Source organism: Propionivibrio pelophilus DSM 12018 (assembly GCF_059569095.1).
In genome coordinates this window covers 11,716-38,297 of record NZ_JCANUT010000038.1, presented here as the reverse complement: position 1 = coordinate 38,297, position 26,582 = coordinate 11,716, and the positions used below count along the sequence as shown (strand labels likewise).

27 protein-coding genes are annotated in these 26,582 nt (G+C 64.2%); 15 read left to right on the top strand and 12 right to left on the bottom strand.

Translation table 11 applies throughout. The features are described 5' to 3' along the window. From BO74_RS14620 to BO74_RS14595, 6 genes are all read right to left on the bottom strand, one after another. Positions 1-188 (bottom strand): hypothetical protein (locus tag BO74_RS14620; RefSeq protein ID WP_496443119.1); only part of this gene is annotated, 188 nt, incomplete at its 3' end. A gap of 40 nt (positions 189-228) precedes the next feature. Further along, complete coding sequence (locus BO74_RS14615) at positions 229-1,476, bottom strand: enolase C-terminal domain-like protein (RefSeq protein WP_496443118.1); 1,248 nt, start codon at positions 1,474-1,476, stop codon at positions 229-231. 18 nt (positions 1,477-1,494) lie between these two features. After that, a complete protein-coding gene (locus BO74_RS14610; protein ID WP_496443117.1) occupies positions 1,495-2,535 on the bottom strand; it encodes an L-idonate 5-dehydrogenase in 1,041 nt (346 codons plus the stop codon). Between the two features lie 24 nt (positions 2,536-2,559). After that, positions 2,560-3,327, bottom strand: a complete 768-nt coding sequence (locus tag BO74_RS14605; RefSeq protein WP_496443116.1) for an SDR family oxidoreductase — start codon at positions 3,325-3,327, stop codon at positions 2,560-2,562. Positions 3,328-3,341: 14 nt separating this feature from the next. Further along, the gene (locus BO74_RS14600) at positions 3,342-4,112 is read right to left on the bottom strand and encodes a FadR/GntR family transcriptional regulator (RefSeq protein WP_496443115.1); all 771 of its coding nucleotides are present in this window, start codon (positions 4,110-4,112) and stop codon (positions 3,342-3,344) included. 71 nt (positions 4,113-4,183) lie between these two features. Next, complete coding sequence (locus tag BO74_RS14595; RefSeq protein WP_496443114.1) at positions 4,184-4,960, bottom strand: IclR family transcriptional regulator; 777 nt, start codon at positions 4,958-4,960, stop codon at positions 4,184-4,186. 88 nt (positions 4,961-5,048) lie between these two features. Here BO74_RS14595 and BO74_RS14590 point away from each other — a divergent pair, with 88 nt between their 5' ends. Further along, positions 5,049-5,954 carry a dihydrodipicolinate synthase family protein gene (locus tag BO74_RS14590; protein ID WP_496443113.1) on the top strand — a complete coding sequence of 302 codons (906 nt, stop codon included), beginning with the start codon at positions 5,049-5,051 and terminating at the stop codon, positions 5,952-5,954. A 101-nt stretch (positions 5,955-6,055) separates the two neighbouring features. Beyond that, positions 6,056-6,949, top strand: coding sequence for an AEC family transporter (locus tag BO74_RS14585; RefSeq protein ID WP_496443112.1), 894 nt, complete (start codon positions 6,056-6,058; stop codon positions 6,947-6,949). 9 nt (positions 6,950-6,958) lie between these two features. Here the strand turns inward: BO74_RS14585 and BO74_RS14580 are convergent, their stop codons facing one another. From BO74_RS14580 to BO74_RS14565, 4 genes are all read right to left on the bottom strand, one after another. After that, the gene (locus tag BO74_RS14580; RefSeq protein ID WP_496443111.1) at positions 6,959-9,376 is read right to left on the bottom strand and encodes a glycoside hydrolase family 31 protein; all 2,418 of its coding nucleotides are present in this window, start codon (positions 9,374-9,376) and stop codon (positions 6,959-6,961) included. A 108-nt stretch (positions 9,377-9,484) separates the two neighbouring features. Beyond that, positions 9,485-10,792, bottom strand: a complete 1,308-nt coding sequence (locus tag BO74_RS14575) for a TRAP transporter large permease (protein ID WP_496443110.1) — start codon at positions 10,790-10,792, stop codon at positions 9,485-9,487. A 2-nt stretch (positions 10,793-10,794) separates the two neighbouring features. After that, a complete protein-coding gene (locus BO74_RS14570) occupies positions 10,795-11,352 on the bottom strand; it encodes a TRAP transporter small permease (RefSeq protein WP_496443109.1) in 558 nt (185 codons plus the stop codon). 173 nt (positions 11,353-11,525) lie between these two features. Further along, a complete protein-coding gene (locus BO74_RS14565; RefSeq protein WP_496443108.1) occupies positions 11,526-12,491 on the bottom strand; it encodes a TRAP transporter substrate-binding protein in 966 nt (321 codons plus the stop codon). A 265-nt stretch (positions 12,492-12,756) separates the two neighbouring features. Between BO74_RS14565 and BO74_RS14560 the strand changes: the two genes are divergently transcribed. Beyond that, positions 12,757-13,842, top strand: a complete 1,086-nt coding sequence (locus tag BO74_RS14560; protein WP_496443107.1) for a LacI family DNA-binding transcriptional regulator — start codon at positions 12,757-12,759, stop codon at positions 13,840-13,842. Positions 13,843-13,871: 29 nt separating this feature from the next. On the opposite strand, the gene BO74_RS14555 is transcribed toward BO74_RS14560, so the two are convergent. Further along, positions 13,872-14,864 (bottom strand): LysR family transcriptional regulator, encoded by a 993-nt coding sequence (locus BO74_RS14555; protein WP_496443106.1) that lies wholly within the window; start codon positions 14,862-14,864, stop codon positions 13,872-13,874. 88 nt (positions 14,865-14,952) lie between these two features. On the opposite strand from BO74_RS14555, the gene rnk reads away from it, so the two are divergent. From rnk to BO74_RS14535, 4 genes are read left to right on the top strand one after another with little or no spacing between them, the layout of a single operon-like run. Beyond that, positions 14,953-15,381: a nucleoside diphosphate kinase regulator gene (gene rnk / locus BO74_RS14550; protein ID WP_496443105.1), complete on the top strand. Its 429-nt coding sequence runs from the start codon at positions 14,953-14,955 to the stop codon at positions 15,379-15,381. Beyond that, the gene (locus BO74_RS14545) at positions 15,378-15,671 is read left to right on the top strand and encodes a helix-turn-helix domain-containing protein (RefSeq protein ID WP_496443104.1); all 294 of its coding nucleotides are present in this window, start codon (positions 15,378-15,380) and stop codon (positions 15,669-15,671) included. The genes rnk and BO74_RS14545 overlap by 4 nt, the downstream gene beginning before the upstream one ends. A 55-nt stretch (positions 15,672-15,726) precedes the next feature. Then, positions 15,727-15,960, top strand: a complete 234-nt coding sequence (locus tag BO74_RS14540; RefSeq protein ID WP_496443103.1) for an HP1242/YdcH family protein — start codon at positions 15,727-15,729, stop codon at positions 15,958-15,960. Positions 15,961-15,995: 35 nt separating this feature from the next. Beyond that, positions 15,996-16,781, top strand: a complete 786-nt coding sequence (locus tag BO74_RS14535; protein ID WP_496443102.1) for an aspartate dehydrogenase domain-containing protein — start codon at positions 15,996-15,998, stop codon at positions 16,779-16,781. Between the two features lie 38 nt (positions 16,782-16,819). Here the strand turns inward: BO74_RS14535 and BO74_RS14530 are convergent, their stop codons facing one another. Then, the gene (locus BO74_RS14530) at positions 16,820-17,209 is read right to left on the bottom strand and encodes a RidA family protein (protein ID WP_496443101.1); all 390 of its coding nucleotides are present in this window, start codon (positions 17,207-17,209) and stop codon (positions 16,820-16,822) included. 114 nt (positions 17,210-17,323) lie between these two features. Between BO74_RS14530 and BO74_RS14525 the strand changes: the two genes are divergently transcribed. From BO74_RS14525 to BO74_RS14490, 8 genes are all read left to right on the top strand, one after another. Then, entirely contained in the window at positions 17,324-18,874 is a 1,551-nt protein-coding gene (locus BO74_RS14525) for an ABC transporter substrate-binding protein (RefSeq protein ID WP_496443100.1), read from the top strand. Positions 18,875-19,005: 131 nt separating this feature from the next. Continuing rightward, complete coding sequence (locus BO74_RS14520; RefSeq protein WP_496443099.1) at positions 19,006-19,947, top strand: ABC transporter permease; 942 nt, start codon at positions 19,006-19,008, stop codon at positions 19,945-19,947. A gap of 7 nt (positions 19,948-19,954) precedes the next feature. After that, positions 19,955-20,797 carry an ABC transporter permease gene (locus BO74_RS14515; protein ID WP_496443098.1) on the top strand — a complete coding sequence of 281 codons (843 nt, stop codon included), beginning with the start codon at positions 19,955-19,957 and terminating at the stop codon, positions 20,795-20,797. Beyond that, the gene (locus BO74_RS14510) at positions 20,794-21,942 is read left to right on the top strand and encodes an ABC transporter ATP-binding protein (protein ID WP_496443097.1); all 1,149 of its coding nucleotides are present in this window, start codon (positions 20,794-20,796) and stop codon (positions 21,940-21,942) included. The genes BO74_RS14515 and BO74_RS14510 overlap by 4 nt, the downstream gene beginning before the upstream one ends. After that, the gene (locus tag BO74_RS14505) at positions 21,926-22,921 is read left to right on the top strand and encodes an ABC transporter ATP-binding protein (protein WP_496443096.1); all 996 of its coding nucleotides are present in this window, start codon (positions 21,926-21,928) and stop codon (positions 22,919-22,921) included. Before BO74_RS14510 ends, BO74_RS14505 begins: the two co-directional genes overlap by 17 nt. Then, on the top strand, positions 22,918-24,192 hold the full coding sequence (locus tag BO74_RS14500; protein WP_496443095.1) for an amino acid deaminase: 1,275 nt from the start codon (positions 22,918-22,920) through the stop codon (positions 24,190-24,192). Before BO74_RS14505 ends, BO74_RS14500 begins: the two co-directional genes overlap by 4 nt. Before the next feature lie 5 nt (positions 24,193-24,197). Beyond that, on the top strand, positions 24,198-25,112 hold the full coding sequence (locus BO74_RS14495) for a MurR/RpiR family transcriptional regulator (RefSeq protein ID WP_496443094.1): 915 nt from the start codon (positions 24,198-24,200) through the stop codon (positions 25,110-25,112). Positions 25,113-25,114: 2 nt separating this feature from the next. Further along, entirely contained in the window at positions 25,115-26,560 is a 1,446-nt protein-coding gene (locus tag BO74_RS14490) for an N-acyl-D-amino-acid deacylase family protein (protein ID WP_496443093.1), read from the top strand. Positions 26,561-26,582 lie beyond the last annotated feature (22 nt).

Sequence of the window (26,582 nt, the reverse complement as noted above, 5' to 3'; positions counted from 1 at the left end):
GCCTTCAGTTGCACGTTGTTGTTGGTGTATTTGCCCACCAGTTCGACGAACTTGTTCATCGCCGCTGCTTGCGGATGACTGTCCGGCATCGCGTGACCCACCTTGCCGCTGATCGCCGCAAGGGCGCTGCCCGATGCCAGAGCGCCGAGGGCGGCAACCATCACGAGATGCTTGAATGTCGTTTTCATGTTTGATCCTCCTTGTTAAAAAACAGCGTAAAAAATCGGTTCAGGGGGTCTGCAAGGTGCCGTCCACCAGCCGCGTTTGCGTCCAGGTGGTAACGGTCTTCTCGCACGGATACTTCGCGGCTTCCGTTTCGTTGATATCCACGCCCAGCCCCGGCTTGTCGTTGGCATAGACATAGCCGTTGCGGAACTCCGGCAAGCCGGGAAACACATCGAGCAGCGCCTCGCGCGGCCCTTTCAGTTCGTGGAGAACGAAATTGGGCGGCTCGGTGCCGGACCATTCCTGCACGCCGAAATTGCGTGCGGCGAGGTCGATATGGATGTTCGCGGCATGCGCCATCGGCGACATGTCGCCCGGACCGTGCCAGGCGGTGCGCACGCCGTACTGCTCGGCGAACAGTTGCAGCTTGCGACCCGGGGTGATGCCGCCGATCTGGCTGAGATGGACGCGGATGTAGTCGATCAGGTGCTCGGCGATGATCTTCTTCCACTCATAGGGGTGGTTGAACAGCTCGCCCTGCGCCAGCGGGATGCTGGTCTTGGCGCGCAATTCCTTGAGCCACTCGCCCTCTTCCAGTGCAATCGCGTCTTCGAGGAAGAACAGGTCGAACTGCTCCATTTCCTGCGCGAACCTGATCGCCTCGATCGGCTTCAGGCGCTCATGCACGTCGTGGCACAGCTGCACGTCCCAGCCGACCCGGCTGCGGATGCCTTCGAACAGCTTGAGCGTTTCGCGCATGTACTTGCGGCTGTCGAGATAGATGCCGTCGAGCGATCCGACCGGCGCCGTCACCGGCGCCTTGCCGTAACCGCCGCCCCCGTAGCCGCCGCTCTGGCAACGGATATGGGTGATGCCTTGCGCGCGGTACTTCTCGATGTTTTCGCACAACTCGTCCAGATCCTTGCCGTCGGCATGGCGGTAGATCGGCACGCCTTCGCGCACCTTGCCGCCGAACAACTGGTAGAGCGGCATGTTGGCGAGCTTGCCCTTGATGTCCCACAGCGCCATGTCGACTCCCGAGATGGCGTTGTTCTCGATCGGACCGTTGCGCCAGTAGGCGTTCTGGTGCATCAGCTGCCAAATTTCCTCGATGGCTTCGGCATCGCGGCCAACCAGCAGCGGCTTGAGGTACTCCTCGACGAGGCATTTCACCGCCACGTGGCGATACGCGAAGGTGGCGCAACCGAGGCCGTAGAGGCCCGGCTGGTTGGTTTCCACCTTCACCACCACCAGGTTGATGCCTTCCGGCGCGGTGAGGATGACCTTGACGTCGGTAATCGGTGTGGTCAATTCGTTTCCTCTCGACGATCAGAAAGTCAGCTGAACCTTCATCTGCGAACGGCGGTCGGCGGCCATCTCGAAGGCCTCAACGGCGCGCTCGAACGGCAGCGTGGCGGTGATGATCGGCTTGACGTTGATCCGTCCTTCCTTGATCAGCCGGGCAGCCAGTGCGTATTCCTGATGGAAGCGGAACGCGCCGACGATGCGGATTTCCTTGCCGACGACGGCGTTGATCGGAATCGCCACCTCGCCGGTGACGCCGACCTGGATCAGCGAACCGCGCGGGCGCAGCACCGGCAGGACGTCCTTGATCACCACCCCGGCGCCCGTGCACTCGATGGCGACGTCGAAGTAGCCCTTGTCCACCGTGAACTCTTCGGCAGCCAACCCCGGCGCCTGCGACACGTTGATCGTGCGCGTCGCGCCCATCTCGGTGGCTTTCTTTAGCGCCGCGTCATGCAGGTCGGTAGCGACGACTTCGAGCGCACCGGCATAACGCGCGGCCGCCACGACCAGGGCGCCGATCGGGCCGGAGCCGGTGACGAGTACCCGTTTACCGGTCAACGAGCCAGCCTGCTGCACGGCGTGCAGCGCCACGGACAGCGGCTCGCAACAGGCCGCCTCGCCGAGCGACACCGTGTCGCCGACGGGTTCGCACTGGAATTCGCCGACGACGATACGCTCACGAAACGCCCCCTGGCTGTGCGGAATGCGCATAGCGCTGCCGTAGAACCACATGTCGAGGCAATGCTGCTGCTCGCCGGTCTGGCAGAACTTGCACTTGCCGCAGGGACGGCTCGGGTTCAGCGCGATGCGGTCGCCCGGCTTGACCTTGGTGACCCTGGCGCCGACGGCTTCAACCGTACCGGCCACTTCATGCCCGAGGACGATCGGCTGCTTGACGCGAACGACGCCGAAACCGCCGTCGAGGTAGTAGTGCAGGTCCGAGCCGCAGATGCCGCCGGCACCGATCTTCACCAGCACCTGATCGTCGCCCATCTCGGCGACGGGCATGTTCTCGATCCGCAAGTCCTTTTCCGAATGAAGAACGCAGGCTTTTGCTTCCATGGTTTGCTCCTGAAGAAATCTGTATTAAAGGACGGACAGCCAGCCGCCATCGACGTAGATGATCTGCCCGTTGACGTAATTCGAGGCCTCGGAGGACAGGTAGACCGCCGTGCCGGCGAGCTCGTCCGGCTTGCCCCAACGGCCGGCCGGATTGCTCGCTTTGACCCAGGCGTCGAATTCGGCGTTCTCGATCAGCGCCGTGTTCATTTCGGTGAGGATGTAGCCCGGGCCGATCGAGTTGGCCTGGATGTTGAACTTGGCCCATTCGGCAGCCATCGAGCGCGTCAGCATCTTGATGCCGCCTTTGGCCGCGGTATACGGCGCCACCGTGGCGCGCGCCGCTTCGCTGACCAGCGAGGCGATGTTGATGATCTTGCCGCCGCGCCCGCGTGCGATCATCCGCTTGGCCGCTTCGCGGCCGACGATGAAGGCAGCGGTCAGGTTGGTGTCGAGCACGCGCTGCCAGTCCGCCAGTTCCAGATCGACCATCGGCTTGCGGAACTGGATGCCGGCGTTGTTGATCAGGATGTCGATCTCGACGCCGCCCTTGTCGAATGCGGCGAAGGCTGCAACCACGGCCGCTTCGTCGGCCACGTCGAACACCGCGCCGCGCGCCTTGTAGCCTTTGGCCTGCAACTTGCCGACCGCCTCGTCGACGGCGTCCTGCTTGCGGCCATTGACGATCACCGTCGCCCCCGCTGCGCACAGACCTTCGGCCAGCGAAAAACCGATGCCGCGCACCGAACCGGTAATCAGCGCCGTGCGCCCGGTCAAATCAAACAGTCCTGCCATGATGTCTCCTTGAATCAGTTGGTTACAGCGGCCGCTTTGGCGTAACCGCTTTTTTCTTCACTTGTTTCATCGCTCGCGAGGCGGCCATCGAGATCCTCCTCCGCCTGACTTATCAGCAACAGCGCGGCGCGTTCCGCCGCCTCGGCGTCGCCGTTCTCGATCGCCCGGCACAACCCCTCGTGCATCGGCAACGAATACGCCGGCCCGCCCGGCTTGAGCGAAATGATTTCGAAACCGGTGCGCAGGATCGCTGACACGGCGTTCTGCATCTGCCGGACGAACTGGTTGCCGCACGCATCGAGAATCGCCGCGTGAAACGCCAGGTCGGCGGCGACGTAGTCGCCTTCACCGGCGACGGCCCGACGCATCCCCTCGAAGGCCGCCCGAATCGCCGCGCGGTCTTCTTCCGTTGCCCGCACTGCCGCGAGGCGAGCCGCCGGAGGCTCGACGATACGACGCAATTCCATCAGGTCGTTCGACATCCGGCGATCGATGCCAACGGTTCGGCTGCGCCAGGCGATGATGTCCGGATCGAAGAGATTCCAATCAGCGGGATCGAGAACGAGCGTACCCACCTTGCGACGCACTTCGAGCATTCCTTTCGCCGCCAGCGATTTCACCGCCTCGCGGATGACGATCCGGCTGAAGGCAAAGCGTTCACACAACTCGTTCTCGGAGGGAAGAATCTGCCCCGGCGCATAACGGCCAGAGCAGATATCCAGCCCCAGCCGATCAAGCACCTGGCGTTGAAATGTTGTACGGGGAGAAGCGAGCACTGCGTCCATAGGTAATATGTATCATGTAAAAAACGAGCAAGTCAATAGGGACACGGCATTGCTGTAAAAAAATTTTCGGATCAGGCAGCAGAATGGCCGAGATGCTGCGAAATCTCCCGCGCCGTTCCACATAGCGTGGCGGCAAGTTCGTCGATTCTCTCCGGGGTGATGTCGAGGACGGTACCGACGGCGCTGATCGCCGCGACAACATGCCCCCGCATGTCGCGTACCGGCGCAGCCACGCAACGGATGTTGACCAGATCTTCCTCGTCGTCGAGCGCCCAGCCGCGTTCGCGCACAACCTGCAACTGACGGCAGAACTCGACGGGGTCGACGATCGAACGCGGCGTTTTCGCCTCCCACGTCACTTGCGCGAGGATGCCTTGCAGCTCGTCCTCCGGCAGCCCGGCCAGCAGCACCTTGCCGAGCGACGAGCTGTGCAGCGAGAGCCGTTTGCCGACCCAGGTATTGACGCGGATCTCGCGACTGCCCTCGACCTTGAGCAGATACACCGCCTCCGCGCCCTCCATGACCCCCAGGTGGCAGGTGAGCTGAATCTCCTGCGCCAACTGCTTGAGCATCGGCAGCGCCAGATCGTGCAGTTGCCGTTGGTTGGCGGCCATCGCCCCGAGCTCGAACAGGCGCAGCCCGAGCACGTAGCCACGATCCGCGCGCTGCACCAGCACGCCGACTTGGCACAAGGTGGTAATCAGGTGATGGCAGCTGCTGTTCGGCAAACCCAGCCTGTCGCGGATCGCCGCAAAGCCCAGCCCCGGCTCCCGGGCAATCAGGTCGAGAATGGCGAAGCCCTTGGTCAGCGCCGGCGCCACGGATTTTTGTTCTGTCGGTGCATTCATCTCTTGTCAGCGAAAATTCGCCCCGCTACACTATTTCCATATTCGGGATTATATTTCCATATATGGAATTTTCCAAGAAAGGTGTGTCATGTCCTTAGTGCTCAAAGGTGTCATTCCGCCGGTTCCCACCATCTTCAACGCCCAGGCGCAATTCGATCCGGAGGGCATGGGCCGGCTGATCGACCGGATTCTTGCCTCCGACGTCAATGGCTTCCTGTTCCTCGGCAGCGCCGGCGAGTTCGCTTCGCTGCCGCATGAAAGCCGCAAGACCATCGCCGAGTTCTGCGTCAAGCGTGTTGCCGGCAAGAAGCCGGTAATCATCGGCACCGCCTCCTGCTCGACGCAGGAGGTCATCGACCTGAGCAAGCACGCCGGCAGTATCGGCGCCGACGCGGTGATGGTGGTCAATCCCTACTACGCCAAGCTCAGTGATGAGCGCATCTACCAGCACTACCGGCAGATCGCCGAGAATTCACCGTTGCCGGTGCTGCTCTACAACTTCCCGATCCTCACCGGGCAGGATCTCTCGGTCGAGGTAGTCGCCCGTCTGGCCAAGGATTGCCCGAACATCGCCGGCATCAAGGACACCGTGGACTGCATGAGCCACATCCGCCGCCTGGTGTTCGAAGTCAAGGGCGCCCGCCCCGACTTCATGATCTTCAGCGGCTTCGACGAATACGTGCTCGACACGCTGATGATCGGCGGCGACGGGGTCATCCCGGCCACCTCGAACTTCGCGCCGGACATCACCTGCGGCATCTACAGGGCATTCCTCGAAAAGGACTTCGCCACGGCGCAGACCCAACTCACCCGTCTGGCAATCCTGTCGCGGATGTACGCGATCGATGTCCCGTTCACCGGCTGCATCAAGGAAGCGATCCGCCTGTCCGGCCTGGACATTTCCACCGCCGTGCTCGCCCCCGCGACGCCGCCCGATGCGGCAACGCTGGAAAAGCTGAAGGCGATTCTGAAGGCCGGCGGCGTACTCAAGTAATTTCTGCTCTCCTCCTGTTTGCCGGGCACCTGCCCGGCATTTTTTTGCCTGCATTTCGCGTGTATTCACCGAATGTCGGGCGAACCCGTTACCATCCCGCCATGAACACCGCACTCCTGCTGCTCCCGGACTTTTCCCTGATCCTGCTCGGCGCCGCCATCCGCCGCTGGATGCATCTCGGCGACCATTTCTGGAGCGGCGTCGAGAAACTGGTCTATTTCATCCTCTTCCCGGCGCTGCTGATCAACGCGCTGGTCAAGACGCACATCGACCTTGCCGCCGCCCTGCCGCTCGTCGGCACGGCGTTCACCGTCATCGCCTGCGGCATGGTGCTGGGACTGCTGCCCAAGCCTTTTACCCGGATTCCGTCGCTGACCTACGCCTCGCTATACCAGTGCGCCTTCCGCTTCAACTCCTACATCGGACTGGCCGTGGTCAGCATGCTCTTCGGCGCACCGGGCGTCGCCGCGATGGGAATCATCATCGGCGCGGCCGTCCCGGTGGTTAACCTGGTTTCCGTCGGCATGCTGGCGCGGCACGGACAGCGCGGGCTGCTGTGGGAGATCGCGCGCAATCCGCTGATCTGGGCCACCGCGCTCGGCTTCGCACTCAATCTCTCTGGTGTCGTGACACCCAAACCGGCGCAGATTTTTCTCGGCCGGCTGGCCGACGCGTCGATCGCCCTCGGCTTGCTCGCCGTTGGTGCCGCACTGCGCCTGGAAGGCACCGCCGGACTCAAGGCGTTTTCAGGCTGGTTGACCGTGGTCAAGCTGCTGCTCCTGCCGGCGATCGCCGCCTTCGTCGGCCCGCGGCTGGGCTTGTCCGGCCTGTACTACAAGGTCGTCGTGCTGTTCTCCGCCCTGCCGACCGCCTCCTCGGCGTACATCCTGGCGATGCGCATGGGCGGCGACGGCAAGAGTGTCGCCTGGCTCATTTCCGCGACGACCCTCGCCTCGATGCTCACCCTGACGCTCTGGGCGGCGTGGGTGGTCTAACCAGAGCGATCAGGGAACCAGCCGCACCTCGCGCCATTCGCCGCTGACGAAATCGCCGACAATCCGTCCCGCCGTCGCACGCACGGGTCGCGTTTCCTGCCGTGGCAGAAGAATCGCCACCCCATCGGCCGGCGCGACAGCGCAGCCCGACCCAGCGAGATCCAGCGCCAATTCGTCCGCGCCGACAACCAGCCGAATCCGCCATTCGCCGCGCCCGTCCCCAAGGTACGCCAGGCTTTCGCCGTCATCTTCGAAGAACGTATCCTCGATCACGCCCTCGCCCTTGTGCGGGAACGCCACGAAGCCCCTCTCGTCAGCCGGTTGCGCGAAGTGCTGTTCGGCAAGGTTCAACGGCAGGATCGAGCCTTCGCGCACTAGCAGCGGCGGCCGGTCCCACGGCGCCGGCAGGACAATCTCCTGCCCGCCGGCGAAATGCTCGCCACTCCAGTAGTCGTACCAGTTGGCGCCTTGGGGCAGATAGACCGGGCGCGCCCGCTGGCCGGCCTCAACCACCGAGGCGACGAGCAGCTTGCTGCCGATCAGCATGTCGTCATTTTCGGCGAAGCAGCGCGGATCGTCCGGAAAATCGTGGAAGGTCGGGCGCATCATCGGTTCAAAGTGATCGTGGTAGCGCCACAGCAGGTCGTACAGGTACGGAATCAGGCGATAGCGGAACTTGATCAGTTCGCGCACGTAGGGAGTGATCTCCGGGTACATCCACGGCTCGTTGGCCGTGCCGTCGTCGTTCCACGAGTGGATCGAAAAACGCGGCAGGAACACACCGTGCTGCACCCAGCGCAGGAACAGTTCCGGATCGGGCTTCGGCCCGGAGAAGCCGCCGATGTCGTGACCGGTGTTGGACACGCCGCACAGCGCGAGGCCCAGACCCATGCGGATGTTATAGCGCAGCGTTTCCCACGAGGTGTAGTTGTCGCCCGACCAGGTCTGCACGTAGCGCTGCATGCCGGCGGCGCCGGAGCGCGAGATCAGGAACGGGCGCTTGTCCGGCGCGTGCGCGGCCTGCGCCTCGCGCGAGGCCTTGATCATCAGCAGGGTGTGCAGCGGTTTGGCTTCGCAGGCACGGCGGGGTTGGCCGAAGCCATCGACCAGCGGCTTGTCGCTCCACACTTCGAACTCGTTGTTGTCGTTCCAGGTCGAGGCGATGCCGTAATCGAGCAGCGCGTCGGTGACGCGTGCCTTCCACCAAGCGTAGGTCGCCGGCTTGGTGAAGTCGAGGTAGGCCCCGGTCTCGTCCCAGAACTGGACGCGCGTCGGGCTGCCGTCGGGGTCCTTGATGAACAGCCCGGCGGCCTCGGCTTCCGCATAACGCGGATGGTCGTGCAGCAGGCAGGGCTTGATGTTGGCGCACAGTTTCACGCCGTTATCCAGGTAGCTCTGCACGAACCCGGCCGGGTCGGGGAATTTCTCGCGGTTCCAGTTGAACACGTAGCGCTTCGGCCCGATCGAGGTGTAGCCGGACGACAGGTGGAACGAATCGCAGAGGATGTCGTGCTGACGGCAGCCGTCGATGAACTCGGCCATGCGCACCTGGGCGTCGGGCGCATCGGTGTAGGACATCGTCGAACCGGAATAGCCAAGGCCCCACTTCGGTGTAAACGCAGGCCGACCGGTCAGCCAGGTGAAGCGCCGCGTGACCTCGGTCACCGTCCCGCCCGCGAAGAAGTAGTAGTCGAGGTCACCGTGGTCGGCTTTGAAGTAGCGGTAGTGGCCGTGGTAGTTGTCCAGTTCCTTGCCCATGTCGAAGGAGCAGTCGGACAGCGTGTCGTAGAACAGGCCGAAGGCCAATTTGCTTTCCTGCTTCCAGGTCAGGTAGAACGGGATGTGCTTGTACAGCGGATCGGTCGTGCGCGCGCTGTAGCCCATCGGATCGACATTGCACAGGCGGTAGCTCTGACCCATGCGATTGGCGTCGCCGGCCCGTTCGCCGATGCCGAAATACATCTCGTCACGTTCTCGCTTCAGGTAGTGGTAGACCTTGTCGTCCCACCAGCCGAAGTTGTAGGCCTGCGTCGTGCGGTCGGCGGCGACCACCTGCCAGCCGTCGCCGGATCTCCCGTCGCCGTTCTTCATCTCCCAGCGGCACAGGAAGCCTTCGCGGCGGATCGTCAGCCGCACCCGCTGTGTCGAGATCACGAATTCTTCCGGTTTCTCTTCAAACCCGTACGCCGGAAGTGAGAAACCAGACAGATCGAGCCGGTCGCGCCCTTCGGCCGGAACGTCGCCCTGCCCGGGCGCAATCGCCCAGGTACGCGGAAAACGCAGATCGCCGCCCGGCAGCAGCATGACGCGGATCAGATCCTCTTCGAGAACGAAGACACGGACGACGTGCGCGGCGTCGCCGAGGAACGCGAGACGGTTGCCTTCGTTGGCGATCAGGGAGAAAAACGGGTTGCGGGACATGGACATGGCAATCTCCTTGGGCAAGTCTTCAATCGTGCCGCGCCCCTGCCCCTTTGGAATCCGGGGCATTCAGAGGCGTGCGGCTGAACTACGGGAGAGGAATTCCGGCGAGCGTCAACCGGCCTTTCCAAGAATCAGTTTGGGCAACCAGAGCGACAGTTCCGGGATGTAGGTCACCAGGAACAGCGCGATGATCTGCAGCGCGAACATCGGCAACAGGGGCCGGGTGAGCAGGCTCAGCGACACCTGCGAGACGCGGGCGGCGACGAACAGGGTGCTGCCGACCGGCGGCGTGGCGATGCCGATGCACAGGTTGAAGGTGATGATGATCCCGAAGTGCACCGGCGAGATGCCGAGCTTCATCGCCACCGGCAGGAAGATCGGGGTGAAGATCAAGAGGCCCGGCGTGATGTCGAGGAAGGTGCCGAGCAGAAGCAGCAGCACGTTGAACAGCATCATCAGCACGTAGGGGTTGTCGGAGAAGGCAATGATCGCTTCGGCGAGCATCTTCGCCGACCCGGTGCTGGCCAGCAGCCAGGACATGGTCATCGACACGCCGACCATCAGCATCACCACCGCCGTGCCGACCGACGCGTCGAGCGTAGCCTTCACCAGCCCCTTCCAGGACAGGCTCCGGTAGAAGAACCGGCCGAGGATGAAGGTGTAGAGCGCGGCGACGCCGGCGGCTTCGGTCGCGGTAAACACCCCGGCGACGATCCCGCCCATGATGATCACGACCAGCAGCAGCGCGGGAATGGCGCGCAATGCGATGCGCAGCGATTCGCCGACCGAATACCGATGCACGGTGGTCGGCAGGAAGCCGCCGCGTGCCTTCCACGCCACCCAGGCCATCACCGCGATCATCATCAGCAGGCCGGGCACGTAGCCGGCGACGAACAGCACATCGACCGGCGTCCCGCCCGAGATCAGCGAGTAGACGATCAACGCGCCCGAAGGTGGAATCAGCAACCCGCAAGGCGACGACGCCACATTGACCGCCGCGCAGAACGGCATGTCGTACTTTTCCTTGCGCTGCAGCGGCGACAGCGTCGAACCGACGGCAGCGGCCGAGGCGACGGCGGACCCGGAAATCGCCCCGAACAGCGCATTCGCCACGCAGGAGATGTGCGCCAGCGAACCGGGCAGCCAGCCGACGATGACCTTGGCGAAGTCGATCAGGCGCAGGGCGATACCGCCCGTATTCATCATGCTGCCGGCCAGAATGAACAGCGGGATGGCCACCAGCGTGAAGCTGTCGAGGCTGGAGGTCATGCGCTGCGCCGAGATGACGAAGGCCGTTGAAATGTCCGGCGTGACGTTGAACAGCGCGAGCAGCGTGGCGATACCGATGCAGAAGCTCACCGGCACACCGAAGAAGAGCAGGACCGTGAATACCACGCCGAGGATGGTCAGTTCGAGCATGGCTATTTCTCCTCGCCGGAGGCCAGCTTGCGCTTCTCCTCGGCAACGTGTTCCAGCGCCACTTCCACCTCGTCGGCCGCGCGGAACTGCTGCGGCTTCTTGAGGATCAGCAGCTGGTAGAAGACGATCAGCAGGCCGCTGATCGGAATGCACAGGTAGATGTAGCCCATCGGCAGGGCAAGCGTCGCCGAGCGCTGATTGAACTGCAGCGCGCGCATCACCAGCCGGCCGCCGCCGTAGCACATCACCGTTACGGCGAAGAACAGGACGATGAGGGCGACCGTGCGCATGTGCGTCAGCAGCGCGCCGTCCTTGAGCTTCTCGGGAAACATCGTGTAGGCCATGTGCTCCAGCCGGCCGCAGGCATAGGCGGTGCCGAGCAGGCTCAGCCAGATGATCGCCAGGCGCGACGTTTCCTCGGTGAAAATCGATGGATCGTTGAGCACATAGCGCGTGAACACCTGGATGATCACGCAGGAAAAAAGGACAAAGAAGAGACCGACGAGCGTCGTCTCAAGCAAGCGGTCGACCGGCTGCTTCAGGCGGAAAAGGGCATTCATGGGTGATCCCGGAGCGACTCTCCCCGAGGAACCACTGAATCGACAGAGACTCGTCATTCCGGCGAATGCCGGAATCCAGAAACATCTACATACTGGACCCCGGCCTTCGCCGGGGTGACGGGCTCTTCCGTGGCTCCTGACGTGAAAGGTCGGTTACGTCGGAAAACAGGGAATTACTTGACGGCGGCGATGCCGTCGAGCAGCTTGGCGATGGCCGGATTCTTGCGCTCCTGGTCCATCATCGGCTTGACCTTGGCGACGAAAGCCTTCTTGTCCGGGGTGTTGAACTTCACGCCCATCGCCAGCGACTTCTCGCGCTCGACCTTCTCGAAGGCGCCCCACAGCGTCTTCTGATACTCGAACGAATCGAGCGCGGCCTTCTTGATGATCTCCTGCTGCGGCTTCTTCAGCGAATCCCAGCGGGCGGCGGACATCACCAGCACGTCCGGGACGATCTGGTGCTCGGTTTCCGAATAGAACTTGCATACTTCGCCGTGGCGACCGTTGGTCAGCGCAGTGACGTTGTTCTCGGCACCATCGACAACACCGGTCTGCAGCGCCGGATAGACTTCGCCCCATGCCATCGGGGTCGGCGTCGCGCCGATCGCCTGAATCATCTTGATCGTCGTCGGGCTCTGCTGCACGCGGATCTTCAAGCCCTTCAGGTCCTCCGGCGTGTTGACCGGCTTCTTGCCGTAGAAGCTGCGGGCGCCGGAATCGTAGTAAGCCAGACCGATGAAGCCGCTCTTCTTCGACGAGGCGAGGATCGACTCGCCGACCGGGCTGGTCAGCACGTTGAAATAGTGTGCGCGGTCACGGAAGACGAACGGCAGGTTGAATACCTTGTAATCCGGCGAGAAGGTTTCCAGCGGCGAGGCGCTGGCCTTGGTGATTTCCAGCACGCCGTTCTGCACCTGCTCGAGCATCTCGCGTTCATTGCCCAGTACGCCGTTGGCGAACACCTTGATCTCGATATCGCCGTTGGAGCGCTCCTTGACGAGATCGGCGAATTTCACCACGGCCTTGTGCACCGCGTGATCTTCCGGCAAGCCGTGACCAAGGCGCATCTTCTCGACGGCGCCAACGGAATGGGCAGCCATGCCCAGTGCGATTGCCAGACCCAGATACTTCAATTTCATGTCGTCCTCCTGATTTGTCGAATGAACCCTGCTCTGCAAGACCTCGCCGGAATCGGAGCGTATGAATTCTTGTTGGCGCACCGCTTTTTTCAGGCCCGGTCCCGAGGAAACGCAGTAAACACCGGGCCTCCCCTCGAATCAACGAAATACTCCGCAAATATTTTCACAAAACCTTGAAAAAACCCCGTACTACAAATCCAATTCATTGAATTACAGCGGATAATTGTCTGTGGAAATTTTTTCATAACGAGCCGGAAGATCAGCCATGGGCGGGAAACTCAAGATCGGTGAAATAGCGCGGCAGACCGGCGTCTCCATCAGCACCGTCTCACGGGTACTCGCCGGCAAGGCAAATACCAGCGCCGCGATCCGGCAGAAGGTGCTCCAATGCGCCCGCACGCACGGCGTGCTGAACAATCTCACTGGCGGACGCATGCTGTTCAGCAACGTCACGGTCTTCGCGCCGAAGCGGGCCTTCGACCTGCGCGCGGACATCTTCTACTACAAGGTCGTCCAGGGCATCCGCGATGCGGTGGAAAACAGCGACGTCCACCTGACCTATTGTGCCCTGGAGGAAAACGATGCGGACGTCCCCCTGTTCCTGGGCAAGCTGGGCAATCCGGCATGCGACGCGGCGCTCATCATCGGCATCGACGACCCGCACGTGCATGCGCTCGCCGCCGACATCGGCAAGCCCTGCGTGCTGATCAACTGCGATTCCGACAGCATGCGCCTGGACGCCGTCTCGCCCGATCACCAGCTCGTCGGACGCTATTCGGCGAAGTATCTGATCGAACACGGCCACCGCGACATCCTGGCGCTGATGTGCCTGCGCCGGGCGACCATGGAGCGCCGCCTCGCCGGCGCCCGCGAAGCTTTCGCGGCGCACAACATCGCCTTCGACGACAGCCGGCATCTCGTCACCACCGCCGGCTTCGCCGCCGAGGAAGCGCGCCAGGCAATCGCCGCACACCTCGCCAAACTCGATCGCGAGGATTATCCGACGGCCATTCTCGCCGGCGGCGACTTCATGGCCTCGGGCGCGATCGCCGACCTGCTCGAGCGCGGGCTAAGCATCCCAGGCGACATTTCGGTCATGAGCATGGACGGGTTCAATCTCGCGGAAACACACGACATCCCACTCACCGCCGTGCACGTACCGCGTGACGAGCTCGGCGCCGAGGCCTTGCGCCTGCTGCTACGCCGTATCGCGTCGCCGGATGCACCCTTCTGCCACCTGCTGTTGAGCGGCCGGCTTTTCGTCGGCAACTCGGTCAAACGGATCGGCAGCCGCAAGGCCGGGAGCGCTGTCGGGCGCGAACACAGCCTTTACGGGGATCTGGCGACCTGACGCCGCAAAACGCGCCTCGTCGGCAGCGATCAGCCCCCTTCTCCTGACGAAAAAACCTCCTCCACACTGAACGCCCCCTCGCGATCCCAATACGGTTCGCTGCCGACATGGGCAACCAGGAAATCGATGAACACCCGCACCTTGCTCGGCAGGTGGCGCGTCGGGAGGTACATCGCGTACACATGCCGCTCGACCGGGATGTATTCGGACAACACCGCCTGCAACGTCCCGCGCTGCAGTTCCTTGCCGATGATGAAGGTCGGCAGCAGCCCGAGACCGAGGCCACCGAGCACCGCTTGCGACAGCGCCTCGTCGTCGTCCACGTGCAGCGGGCCGTTGACCGGGACGGAGATTTCTTCGCCCTCGGGGCCGGTGAAAAGCCAGCGCCCCTGTTCACCCGAGCGCGTGTAGTCAAGGCAGTTGTGACGCACCAGATCGGCCGGCGATTGCGGAACGCCGCGCTGCGCGAAGTATCCCGGCGTTGCGCACAGTTTCCGGCGCACCGGCGCGAGTTTTCGCGCGACCCAGTTCGGCGGCGGCTCGCCGGTGACGCGGATGGCGACGTCGTACCCGTCCTCGGCCAGATCGATCCAGCGATCGGTGATCGTCAGGTCGATCCGGATTTCCGGAAAACGCGCGAGAAACACCGCCAGTGCGGGGGCGACGTGCAGCGTTCCAAACGCCACCGACGCGCTGACGCGCAGCAGCCCGCGCGGCTCGGCCGTCAGGCTGTCGGCCAGTTGTTCGACCTGTTCGGCCTCGCTCACCATCCGGCTGCAATGCTCGGCGACTGACGCGCCGATTTCCGTCAGGCTGAGGTGGCGAGTCGTGCGGTTGAGCAGACGCGCGCCGAGTTCCTTTTCCAACCTCGCCACCGCCTTGCTGACCGCGGAACGCGACGTCGACAGGCGCCGCGCCGCCTCGGCAAAACTGCCCGCCTCCACCACGCGGGCGAAGACTGCCATCAGGTTGAGATCGGCCATAAGCAACACCAGGAAAACGAAGCAGGGAAATAACGCCACGATACCGGAATTGGTTCCTCATAAGATACATTCTGATTCCCAAGCGACGGCTAATAAATTCCGGAACACTTGCGTAACATGCACCAGCATGACTCACGCAAACAACCTCCTCCTCTCCGATACAGCCCAGCCGCCGCCGCTGGTTGTGCTTTTGGCTGACTATACGCAACTGCGCGGACTGGCGCGGGATCACGACCTGTCCGACGAACTGGACCGAGCGATTGTCGTCTCATCGGAACGTATGCCCCGGAACGTGGTGACCATGCACTCGCGTTGCATCTACCTCGACGAGAACATCGGCGTGCAACGGGAGATCGAACTGGTCTATCCCGATGAAGCCGATCCGACCGAGGGAAAGATTTCGGTGCTCGCACCGATCGGCTCCGCCCTGCTGGGGCTGGCGGCCGGGCAGTCGATCGACTGGAAACTCCCCGGAGGCCGAATTCACCGGCTCCGGCTCGTGCGCGTCCTGCAGCAACCCGACGCCGCGACTGACGCAACGGCAGCCGATCGATGACTCCGCCCCTGACCAGACACCCCGCAGCCGCGAATGGCGCACGTAGCCAATGGATGCGTCCGCTGGCCAGGGAGATCGACCGCCTGCTTGCCGGAGGCACGACCCCGGTGCTTGACGAGTTGGTGCGCCGCTTCGAGGCCATCGCCATCGACCGGGCTCTGGCATTCACCGGCGGGAATCGCAGCCACGCGGCCCGTCTTCTGGGCATGGGCCGGAACACGATCACTCGCAAGATCAACGAACTGGAACTGGACAATCGACAGATTGCCCGAAACGAGGATACGCTCTGAGTTCAGCAATAAAGTACGTTCCTAGGCCACGATTTTCTCCGGGAGGATCCGACTCATGTTTCCTGAATACGCCGACCTGATTTCCCAACTCAAGACCAGCGACCGCCTGTTCGCCAGCCTGCTCGACAAGCACAAGGAAATGGACCGTAAGCTCCAGAGCATCGAGTCCGGCGCCGTACAAGCGACGCGTGAGGAAGTCGAGGTTCTGAAGAAAAAGAAACTCGGCTACAAGGACCAGATCTACAACCGGCTTCTGGAATGCAGCACCGCCGCCAAAACCGCCGGATGACAACACCCGATCTCCCGGCCTCATCACGGAAACGCATGGAAAAACTGAAACTGGGCATCGTCGGCTGCGGCTTTCTCGGCGCCATCATCGTCGACGCTTGGCGCAACGGCCTGCTCGACGACTACGAGATCGTCGGCTGCGCGAGCCGCACGCGGGAGTCGGCGGAAGCGCTGGCGGACAAGGCCGGCTGCAAGGCATGCGGCAATATCGATGAACTGCTGGCGCTGTCCCCGGATTACGTACTGGAAGCCGCCTCCCCGTCTGCCCTGCAGGCCATCGCGGAAAAAGTGCTGCGGCACGGCGCCAGCTTGGTCGTCCTGTCCATCGGTGCCTTCGCCGATGCCCGGTTTTACGCGCAGATCGCCCGGACGGCACGCGAAACCGGCACCCGGGTGCATCTGGCTTCGGGCGCTATCGGCGGCTTCGATGTACTGCGCACGGCAGCGTTGATGAGCGCCGTCCAGTCGAGCATCACGACCGAAAAGGGGCCGGCGTCGCTGCAAGGCACGCCGATATTCCAGGAAACCCTGCTGACCGACAGCGAGACCACCACCGTTTTTTCCGGCAGCGCCAAGGAAGCCATCGCGCTCTTCCCAACCAAGGTGAATGTGGCGGTGGCGACGGCGCTGGCCACGGCGGGCGCGGAAGACACCCGCGTCACGATCCGCAGCGTTCCCGGCTTCAAGGGCGACGACCACCGGATCGAAGTCATCGGCGACGAGGTTCACGCCATCGTCGACATCTACTCCAGGACCAGCGCCATCGCCGGCTGGAGCGTCGTGGCGCTACTGCGCAATCTGGTTGCGCCGATCGTGTCCTAACGCCGTGACGCCGGCCGGGCAGAACCCGGTCGGCGAGCTTATGCCGCTGGCTTGTAGGCGATCACGTCCATCTCGACCTTGACGTCGATCATCATGCGTGACTCGACCGTCGAGCGCGCCGGGCGATGCGTACCGAAGCATTCCATGTAGACGCGGTTGAAGCTGCCGAAATCACGCGCGTCGTCGAGCCACACGCCGACCTTGCACACGTCGTCCAGCGTGCATCCGGCCAGCGCCAGCACCTTCTCGATGTTTTTGACCACCTGGCGGGTCTGGGCCTCGATCCCGCCGAGAACCACCTCGCCGTTTTCATCGACCGGCACCTGGCCGGAAACAAACACGAAGTCACCAGCACGCGTAGCCGGGGAAAACGGGCGCGCCTGACGATCCGAGGCGACGGGAGACTGACCAAGCATTTCGACGGGCATGACACAACTCCTTGTAAAAAACTTTCTCCAAAATGACGAAAGAAATCTATTGACGTCAATAATAAACGTATCTAGCATCCGAAGTGTAATTTTATTACACACAGGAGTCCAGCCATGTCACACCTGTTTCTCCGCAAATTCCTCAGCCGTGTTCTCTCGCTGACCGCCCTGGCCCTGCCCTTCGGGCCACTCTCCGCCACCGCCGCACCCTCCGCCGCCAACCTGGCCATGATCGCCGAACCCCAGACCCTGGATCCGATGGGTACGACGGCCGATCTGGTCGGCACCATCATGCAGCACGTTTATGAACCACTGTACACCTTCGACGCGAAGTGGAACGTGGTGCCGATGCTGGCCGACGGCCTGCCCAAGGCATCCAAGGACGGCCTGACGCACACCATCGCCCTGCGCAAGGGCGTCAAGTTCCACACCGGCCGCGAGATGGTTGCGGACGACGTGGTGGCGTCGCTGCAACGCTGGATGGAAGTCTCCCCGCGCGGCAAGGCCGTCGCCAAGGAAGTGGCGTCGATCGAGGCCAAGGACGCCTACACGGTGGAACTGAAACTGAAGACCCCGTACGCCCCGCTGCTTTCGCAGCTCGCACTTCCCACCGGCATGGCGGCCATCATGGCCAAGGAATCCATCGCGCCGCAACTGAAGGATTTCATCGGCACCGGCCCCTACAAGTTCAAGGAGCGCCGCCCCGACCAATACACGCTTCTCACGCGTTTCGACGGCTACGCCTCGCGCAAGGAACCCGCCTCCGGCTACGCCGGCAAGCGTGAGGCGCTGATCGAGGAGTTGCGCTTCGTGCCGGTACCGAGCGCCAACACCCGCGTCGAAGGCACGCTCTCCGGCCAGTTCGACTACGCCGACCTGCTGCCGGTCGAATCGATCGGTCGGCTGGAGAAGGCCGGCAACGCGGTCGTGCCGATCATGACCCAGTCCTTCGGCTTCCCCTACCTGGTGTTCAACACCAAGGAGGGCGTGCTCTCCTCGCAGGCGCTGCGCCAGGCCGTGCAGATCGCCTTCGGCCCGGGCGAGATGATGGCCGCCGCCTTCGGCGACACGCGCTTCTTCAAGATCGAGCCGAACCACTTCCCGCAGGGCACGGCGCTCTATTCGACGGCCGGCGCTGACAAGTACAACCAGCGCAATCCCGCGGTCGCCAAGGAGATGGCCACCAAGGCCGGCTACAACGGCCAGCCGGTGCGCATCCTGGCCAGCCGCCAGTACGAGTTCCACTACAACATGGCGTTGGTGATGGCCGAGCAGTTGAAGCGCGCCGGCATCAAGCCCGAGTTGCAGATCGTCGACTGGGCGACGCTGGTGCAACGCCGCAACGATCCGAAGCTGTGGGACATCTACGTTACGCACTCCGGCCAGTTCCCCGAACCGATGCTCTCGCCGCCGCAGTTGAGCGAAGGCGCTCCGGGATGGTGGAGCAGCCCGGCCAAGCAGGCCGCGCTCGCCGCCTTCAACCAGGAGATGGACCCGGCCAAGCGCGGCGCGCTGTGGGGCAAGGTGCAGCAGGTCGTGTATGACGAAGTGCCGTACATCAACGTCGGCAAATTCAACAGCCTGTCGGCCCGCGCCCAGCGTCTGCAGGGCTACACGCCGTCGGCCTGGCCGTTCTTCTGGAATACCTCGGTCGCCGGGAAGTAATCGCCGAAAACCGCATTGACTCCGTCATCCCGGCGCAAGCCGGGATCCAGACCGCGCTCCGAAATTCTGGATTCCGGCTTGCGCCGGAATGACGGCACTCTTGCAGCGAGCGGATTAACAAGGAACCTCCAATGCTCCGCTTCATACTTGCCCGCCTGGGCGGGACGCTGGCCGTCCTGATCCTGGTCGCGGTGATGGTCTTCGCCCTCACCCGGCTGGCCTCCGGCGACCCGATCGCGCTGCTGCTCGGCGACCAGGCCACCGCCGAGGACATCGCCCAGGCGCGCGTCCAGTACGGCCTCGACAAGCCGCTGCTGACCCAGTTCGGCTACTGGATCAAGGAAGTCGCCCAGGGCAACCTCGGCCAGTCGATCTTCCTGCAGCGTCCCGTGACGCAGGCGCTCGCCGAACGCGCCGAGCCGACCTTCTTCCTCGCCACCTTCGCGGTGGCCATCGCCGCGCTGATCGGCATCCCCTGCGGCCTGATCGCCGCCGTCTGGCGCGGCCGACTGGTCGACCAGATCTTCAGCGCCATCGCCATGCTCGGCGCCAGCGTGCCGAGCTTCTGGATGGGGCTGATACTGATCCAGATCTTCGCGGTGTGGCTCGGCTGGTTCCCGGCTTCGGGCTACGGCAACCCCGGCGTACCGCTCATCGAGCGGCTGCACCACCTGGTGTTGCCGGCCACCGTGCTCGGTGTGCTCAACTCGGCACTGATCATCCGCTTCACCCGCGCCTCGGTACTGGACATCCTCAGCGAGGACTACGTGCGCACCGCCCGCTCGAAAGGGCTCAGCGAACGCGTGGTGATCCTCAAGCACGTGCTGCGCAACGCGCTGGTGCCGATCGTCACCGTCGTCGGCCTGACGCTGGCGCTGATGATCGGCGGCGCGGTGGTCACCGAGACGGTGTTCAACCTGCCCGGCGTCGGCAATCTCGTCGTGCGCGCGGTATTGCGCCGCGACTACCCGGTCATTCAGGGCACGCTGCTGGTAATCGCCGCCATCTACGTCCTGATCAATCTGGCGATCGACCTGATCTACATGATCGTCGATCCGCGCATCCGGGTGTGAGGACGCCATGGACCAACTGACCTACGTCCTGAAGCGCCTGTTCGCGCGGCGCATCGTGCTCATCGCCGCGCTGTTGCTGCTCGCCGTCACCGCGCTGGCCGTCTTCTTCCCGATGATCTCCAGCGTCGATCCCAACGCCATCGCCGTGATGGACCGTCTCAAGGCACCGTCGGCAGAACACTGGGCCGGTACCGACGAACTCGGGCGTGACATGGCCATTCGCATCGTGCATGGCGGCCGCTACTCGATCATGATCGGCATTGCCACCGCGCTGTTCAGCGTCATCGCCGGCACCGCGCTCGGGCTGCTGGCCGGCTTTTTCCGCAAGCTCGACGCGCCGATCATGCGCGTCATCGACGCCATGATGTCCTTCCCCGACATCCTGCTCGGCATCTCGCTGGTGTCGATCCTCGGCGCGTCGCTGTGGAACGTCGTGCTGGCTCTGGCCATCGTCTACACGCCGCGCGTCGCCCGCGTGGTGCGCGCCTCGACGCTGGTGATCCGCGAATTGCTGTTCGTCGACGCCGCCCGCGCGCTCGGCGTGTCGACACCACGCATCCTCTACGCGCACATCCTGCCGAACCTGATGTCGCCGGTGCTGGTGCAGCTGACCTTCATCTTCGCCTACGCGATCCTTGCCGAAGCCGGGTTGTCGTTCCTCGGCGTCGGCGTGCCGCCGGAGATCCCGACCTGGGGCACGATGATCGCCTCCAGCCTGCAGTACGCCGACCGAGCCTTCTGGACCATCGTCTTCCCCGGCATCGCCATCATCCTGACCGCGCTGTCGCTGCAGATCGTCGGCGACGGCGTGCGCGACCTGCTCGACCCGAAGCTGAGGAAATCCGCATGAGTACGCCCCTCACTCCCCGGCTTTCCGTGCGCGGCCTGTCGACCTCGTTCATGACCGATCGCGGGCGCGTCACCAGCGTCGCCGACGTCTCGTTCGACATCCCGTCCGGCGGCACCCTGGCACTGGTCGGTGAATCCGGCTCCGGCAAGTCGGTCACCAGCCTCGGTCTGATGGGCCTGCACGCCAAGGGCTCGCAGGCCCTCGTCGGCGGCGAGGCGTGGTTCGTCCGCCGCGACGGGCAGCGCGTCGACCTGCTTTCACTCGCCGAAACCGACAAGCGTCGCCTGCGCGGCAACGAACTGGCGATGATCTTCCAGGAACCGATGACCAGCCTCAACCCGGTGCTCACCGTCGGCGAGCAGATCGCCGAATCGGCCCGTCTGCACCTCGGCATGGATCACCGCCAGGCGCTGCAGCATGCCAGGAAGATGCTCGACCTCGTCGAGATTCCGGCCGCCGAGCGCCGCGTGCGCGAATACCCGCACCAACTCTCGGGCGGCATGCGCCAGCGCGTGATGATTGCCCTGGCCATGGCCTGCAACCCGACGCTGCTGATCGCCGACGAGCCGACCACCGCGCTCGACGTCACCATCCAGGCGCAGATCCTCGCGCTGATCCAGCGACTGCAGAAGGAAACCGGCATGAGCGTGCTCTTCATCACGCACAACCTGGGTGTTGTCGCGCAGTACGCCGATCAGGTCACCGTGATGTACGCCGGACGCATCGTCGAGACGGCCGCGGTCGGCCCGCTGTTTTCCGCGCCACGGCACCCCTACACGCGCGGGCTGCTGGCCTGCCTGCCGGGCATGGCCGTGCGCGGGGCGGCTGGAAAGACGCGACCGCGCCTGACGGCGATCAGCGGCCAGGTATGCAGCCCGTTCGACCCGCCGCCCGGCTGCGCCTTCGCGCCGCGCTGCCCGCTGCATGTGGCCGAATGCGACGCTGCCATGCCACCGCTGGCCGCGCTCGGCGCGGACCGGCAGGCGCGCTGCATCCGCGTCAAGGAAGAGGCCCCCAACCAGACCCGTCATTCCGGGCTTGACCCGGAATCCAGTAGTGCACCTCTGGATCCCGGCCTTCGCCGGGATGACGGAGTATCAAATGTTTCCACTCTGATCGAACGCTGGCATGAACGACAACGCTAAACCATTGATCGAGGTCAACGGCCTGCGCAAGTATTTCGGCTCCGGCCCGCACCCCGTCCGCGCTGTCGATGGCGTCGACTTCGTCATCCGAGAGGGCGAAACGCTCGGCCTCGTCGGCGAATCCGGCTCGGGCAAGAGCACCATCGGCCGTATGCTGATCCGCCTGCTCGATCCGACTGCCGGCGAAATCAGCTTCGAGGGGCGCGACATCGCGCGCATTTCGCAGCACCAGATGCGCCCATTGCGCTCGCGCATGCAGATCATATTCCAGGATCCCTACGCCAGCCTCAACCCGCGCATGCGCATCCGTCAGATTCTCGGCGAAGCGCTCGACACGCATGGACTGGCCAAGGGCAAGGGAGCGCGCCAGGCGCGCATCGCCGAACTCCTCGACCTCGTCGGCCTGCGCCCCGAGTACGCCGACCGCTATCCGCACGAATTCTCCGGCGGGCAGCGCCAGCGCATCGGCGTCGCTCGCGCGCTGGCCGTCGAACCGAGCTTCATCGTCGCCGACGAGCCACTCTCCGCCCTCGACGTCTCGATCCAGGCGCAGGTGGTCAACCTGCTCTGCGACCTCAAGGACCGCTTCGGCCTGACCATGCTGTTCATCTCGCACGACCTCGACGTCGTCGAGTTCCTCTGCGACCGCGTGATCGTGCTGTACCTCGGCAAGATCATGGAGATCGCCCCGACCGAAACGCTCTACCATCGCCCGCGCCACCCCTACACGCAGGCGCTGCTCGCCGCGTCGCCGATCCCCGACCCGGCGCAGCGCCTCGATGATCGCCCGCTGCTGACCGGCGACATCCCCAGCCCCGCCAATCCGCCGTCCGGCTGCGTCTTCCGCACTCGCTGTCCGTACGCTCAACCGGCATGCGCGGAAACCGTGCCGCCACTGACCGAGATCGCGCGGGGGCACTGGAAGGCCTGCCTGCGCAACGACATTGCCGTATCAGCTACACGAGGACATCCATCATGAGCTTTGCCTCCATCACCGTTCTTGACCGCCGCTACAAGGGCTTCCCGCCAGCCGCAGTGCCGTGTCGCCTCGACGCGATCGGGGCGCGAAGCTGGAACATCCTGAACGGCGACCTGCCCTTCCCAGTCGCCCTGCTGCGCGACTCGGCGCTGCGCCACAACCTTGACTGGATGCAAGCCTTCGCCCGTCAGCACGGTGTCGACATCGCCCCGCACGGCAAGACGACGATGTCGCCGGAGCTCTATCGCCGCCAACTCGACGCCGGCGCCTGGGGAATCTCCTTTGCCACGGTTTATCAACTCGCCGTGGGTGCCGAGGTCGGCGTTACCCGGGCATTGATCGCCAATCAGGTCGTCTGCGATGCCGATCTCGACGGGCTGGCGGCCTTGCTGCAGGAGTACCCGGCACTGCGCGTGTGGTTCCTCGTCGACTCGGTCGCCCAGATCAAGTTGATCGACGCTTGGCGCGAAAAACGGAAAAGCGCAACGGTGTTCGACTGCCTCTTGGAAATCGGCATCGCGGGCAAGCGCACCGGCTGCCGTACGCCGGACGAAACGCTCTCCGTTGCGGCGGCGATCCACGCCAGCCCCGCCTTGCGCCTCGGTGGTATCGAGTGCTACGAGGGCAGTGTCGCTTCCGGCGATTCGGGGCACGACCGCCGTGAAGTCGATGCGTTGATGAAACGCGTAATCGATGCCGCGAAGGCGTGCGACAAGGCGGGATTCTTCGACAACGACGAGGTGCTGATGACGGCGGGCGGCTCGGCGCTGTTCGACCTCGTCACCGACGGCCTCAAGCCCCGACTTTCGAAACCGGTGCGCGGCATACTGCGCTCGGGATGCTACGTCACGCACGACCACGGTTCCTACATGAACCTGCTGCACAAGGTCGAGGAGCGCCAGCATCTGACGGCCAGCCTGCTCCCGGCGATCGAGGTCTGGGCGATGGTACAATCGCGCCCCGAATCCGGTCTGGCCATCCTGACCTGTGGCAAGCGCGACATTTCCTACGATCTCGATCTCCCCGTGGCGCTGTTCCACCATACTGCCGGTGCCAGCGCGCCGCGGACCGTTCCCGAGAGCTGGAAACTGACGGCGCTGAACGACCAGCACGCCTACTTGCGCTTCGCGGAAGCGGACGCCGGACCGGCGGTCGGCGACCTGATCGGCCTCGGCATCTCTCACCCCTGCACCACCTTCGACAAATGGCGCTGGCTGCCGGTCGTCGACGACCGCTACAACGTCATCGACGCCGTCACTACGCGCTTCTGAACACCATGAACACCATTCCTTCCCGCCTGCTGCAACGACTTCAGCAACAATATGCCGATCTGCCGGATGCCCAGCAGCGGGTGGTTGACGTCATCGTCCGCGACCCGCAAAGCGCCGTCGGCGCGACCGTCGAACAGCTCGCCCAGCAGGCCGGAGTCTCGATGCCGACCATCGTGCGCACCTGCCGCTCGTTCGGCTTCGACAGCGTGCGCGAATTCATGGTCGCGCTGGCACAGGACATCGCACTTGGCGGCTCGTACCTGCACCGCAGCGTAGAGCCGGATGACTCCCCCGGCGAAATCGCCAGCAAGATCGTGCGCTCGGCCACCGCGTCGATGTCGGCCCTCGAACGCGAGCTGGATGTCGGCGCGCTCGAACGGGCCGCGGCCGCGATCGCGGGCGCTGAACGGGTGGACTGCTATTCCTCCGGCGCCACCTCAACGTTCATCGCCAACGACCTGCAAGCGAGGCTCTTCCGCCTGGGCATCCATTCCAACGCCTATTTCGACGCGCACCAGCAGTTGATCTCGGCCTGTACCCTCGGCCCGCGCGGCGTAGCCGTCGCCGTCTCGCACGTCGGACGCATGCCGACGCTGCTCGAAGCCACCCGCTTCGCCCGTTCGCAGGGCGCCACGGTGATCGCACTGACCCAGACGGGCACCCCGCTGGCCAGGGAAGCCGACATCGTGCTCGGCGCCTCGGTCCCCGAGGATGCCGTCATGCGCGTCGGCACCGAAGCCTATATCGCCCATCTTCTGGCCATTGAGATCCTCACCGTGCTCGTCGGCCAGCGGCTCGGCCCCAAGGCCGCGGAACGTCTGCGCCAGTTCCGCAGCGTGCTGGCCGAGCACGGCATCGACAGCGAATCGCACGTCGCCATGACCATGTCGTGGTCGCGGGCGGAACGCGAACAGGAGTAACCATGTCTTCCACCACTCTTCTGCGCGACGGACTTGTCATCGACGGCTCCGGCAAGGCCGGCTACCGGGCCGACGTGCTGCTCGACGGCGAGACCATCGCCCAGGTCGGTGTCATCGATCCGGCCACCGCCGACCAGGTCATCGATTGCACCGGAATGGTCATCGCCCCCGGCTTCATCGACGTGCATACCCACGACGACGCCATCGTGCTCGACGCGCCGGCCATGCGCCCCAAGATCTCCCAGGGCATCACCACAGTCATCGTCGGCAACTGCGGCATCTCGCTGGCGCCCCTGGTCACCGAAACGCCAATCGAACCGCTCGGCCTGCTCGGCACGCAGCGCTTCCGCTTCGAACGGCTGGCGGCGTATGCCGACGCTGTCAACGCCACGCAACCAGCGATCAACGTCGCAGCGCTGATCGGCCACACCAGCCTGCGCGCCGCAGCCATGCCGCAACTCGACCGGGCGGCCAGCACCGAGGAACGGTGCGCGATGGCCGGCATGCTGCGCCAGGCCATGGACGACGGCGCCCTTGGACTGTCCTCCGGCGTCTTTTACGAAAACGCCTACGCCGCCGATGAGCGCGAACTGATCGAGGTCACAACTGCTGCCGCCCAGGCCGGCGGCATCTACGCAACGCACATCCGCACCGAACTCGACGGCATTCTCGACGCCATGCAGGAGGCCGCCCGCACCGCTCGCCGAAGTGGCCTGCCGCTCGTGCTCTCGCACCACAAGTGCGCCGGCCCGGCCAACTGGGGCCGCACGCGCGAGACGCTGGCGCTGATGGACCGCCTGGCCACGCGCCAGCCGATCGGCCTCGACGTCTATCCCTACACGGCGGGTTCAACGGTGCTGCGCGAGGACCTTGTCGACGGCGTCATCGACATCATCATCACCGGCTCGGAACCGCATCCGGAAATGGCCGGCAAGCTGCTCGCCGACATCGCCGCGCTGTGGGGCGTCGACCAGCGCGAAGCCTGCCGCCGGCTGATTCCCGGCGGCGCCTGCTATTTCCAGATGAACGAGGAGGACGTCCGGCGCGTGCTGGCGCACCCGCGCACGATGATCGGCTCCGACGGCCTGCCGCACGACGTGCGCCCGCATCCGCGCCTGTGGGGCACCTTCCCGCGCGTGCTCGGCCACTACTGCCGCGACATCGGACTGCTGCAACTGGAAAGCGCGGTGTTCAAGATGACCGGGCTGCCGGCCGCCCAGTTCGGCCTGGACGAACGCGGCATCATCGCGCCTGGAAACTATGCCGACATTACCGTGTTCGATCCGCACAACATCCGTGACCGGGCGACATTCTCCGATCCGGCATTGGTCAGCGAAGGCGTTCGCCACGTTTTCGTCAATGGCGGACTGAGTTACGAGGAAAATTTCAGCACCGCGTACTCGCGGCATGGTCGCTTCCTGCGGCGTGGAGTTGGCAAGGTAGCGTAGAGACAGGCTGGTATTCCCCTAC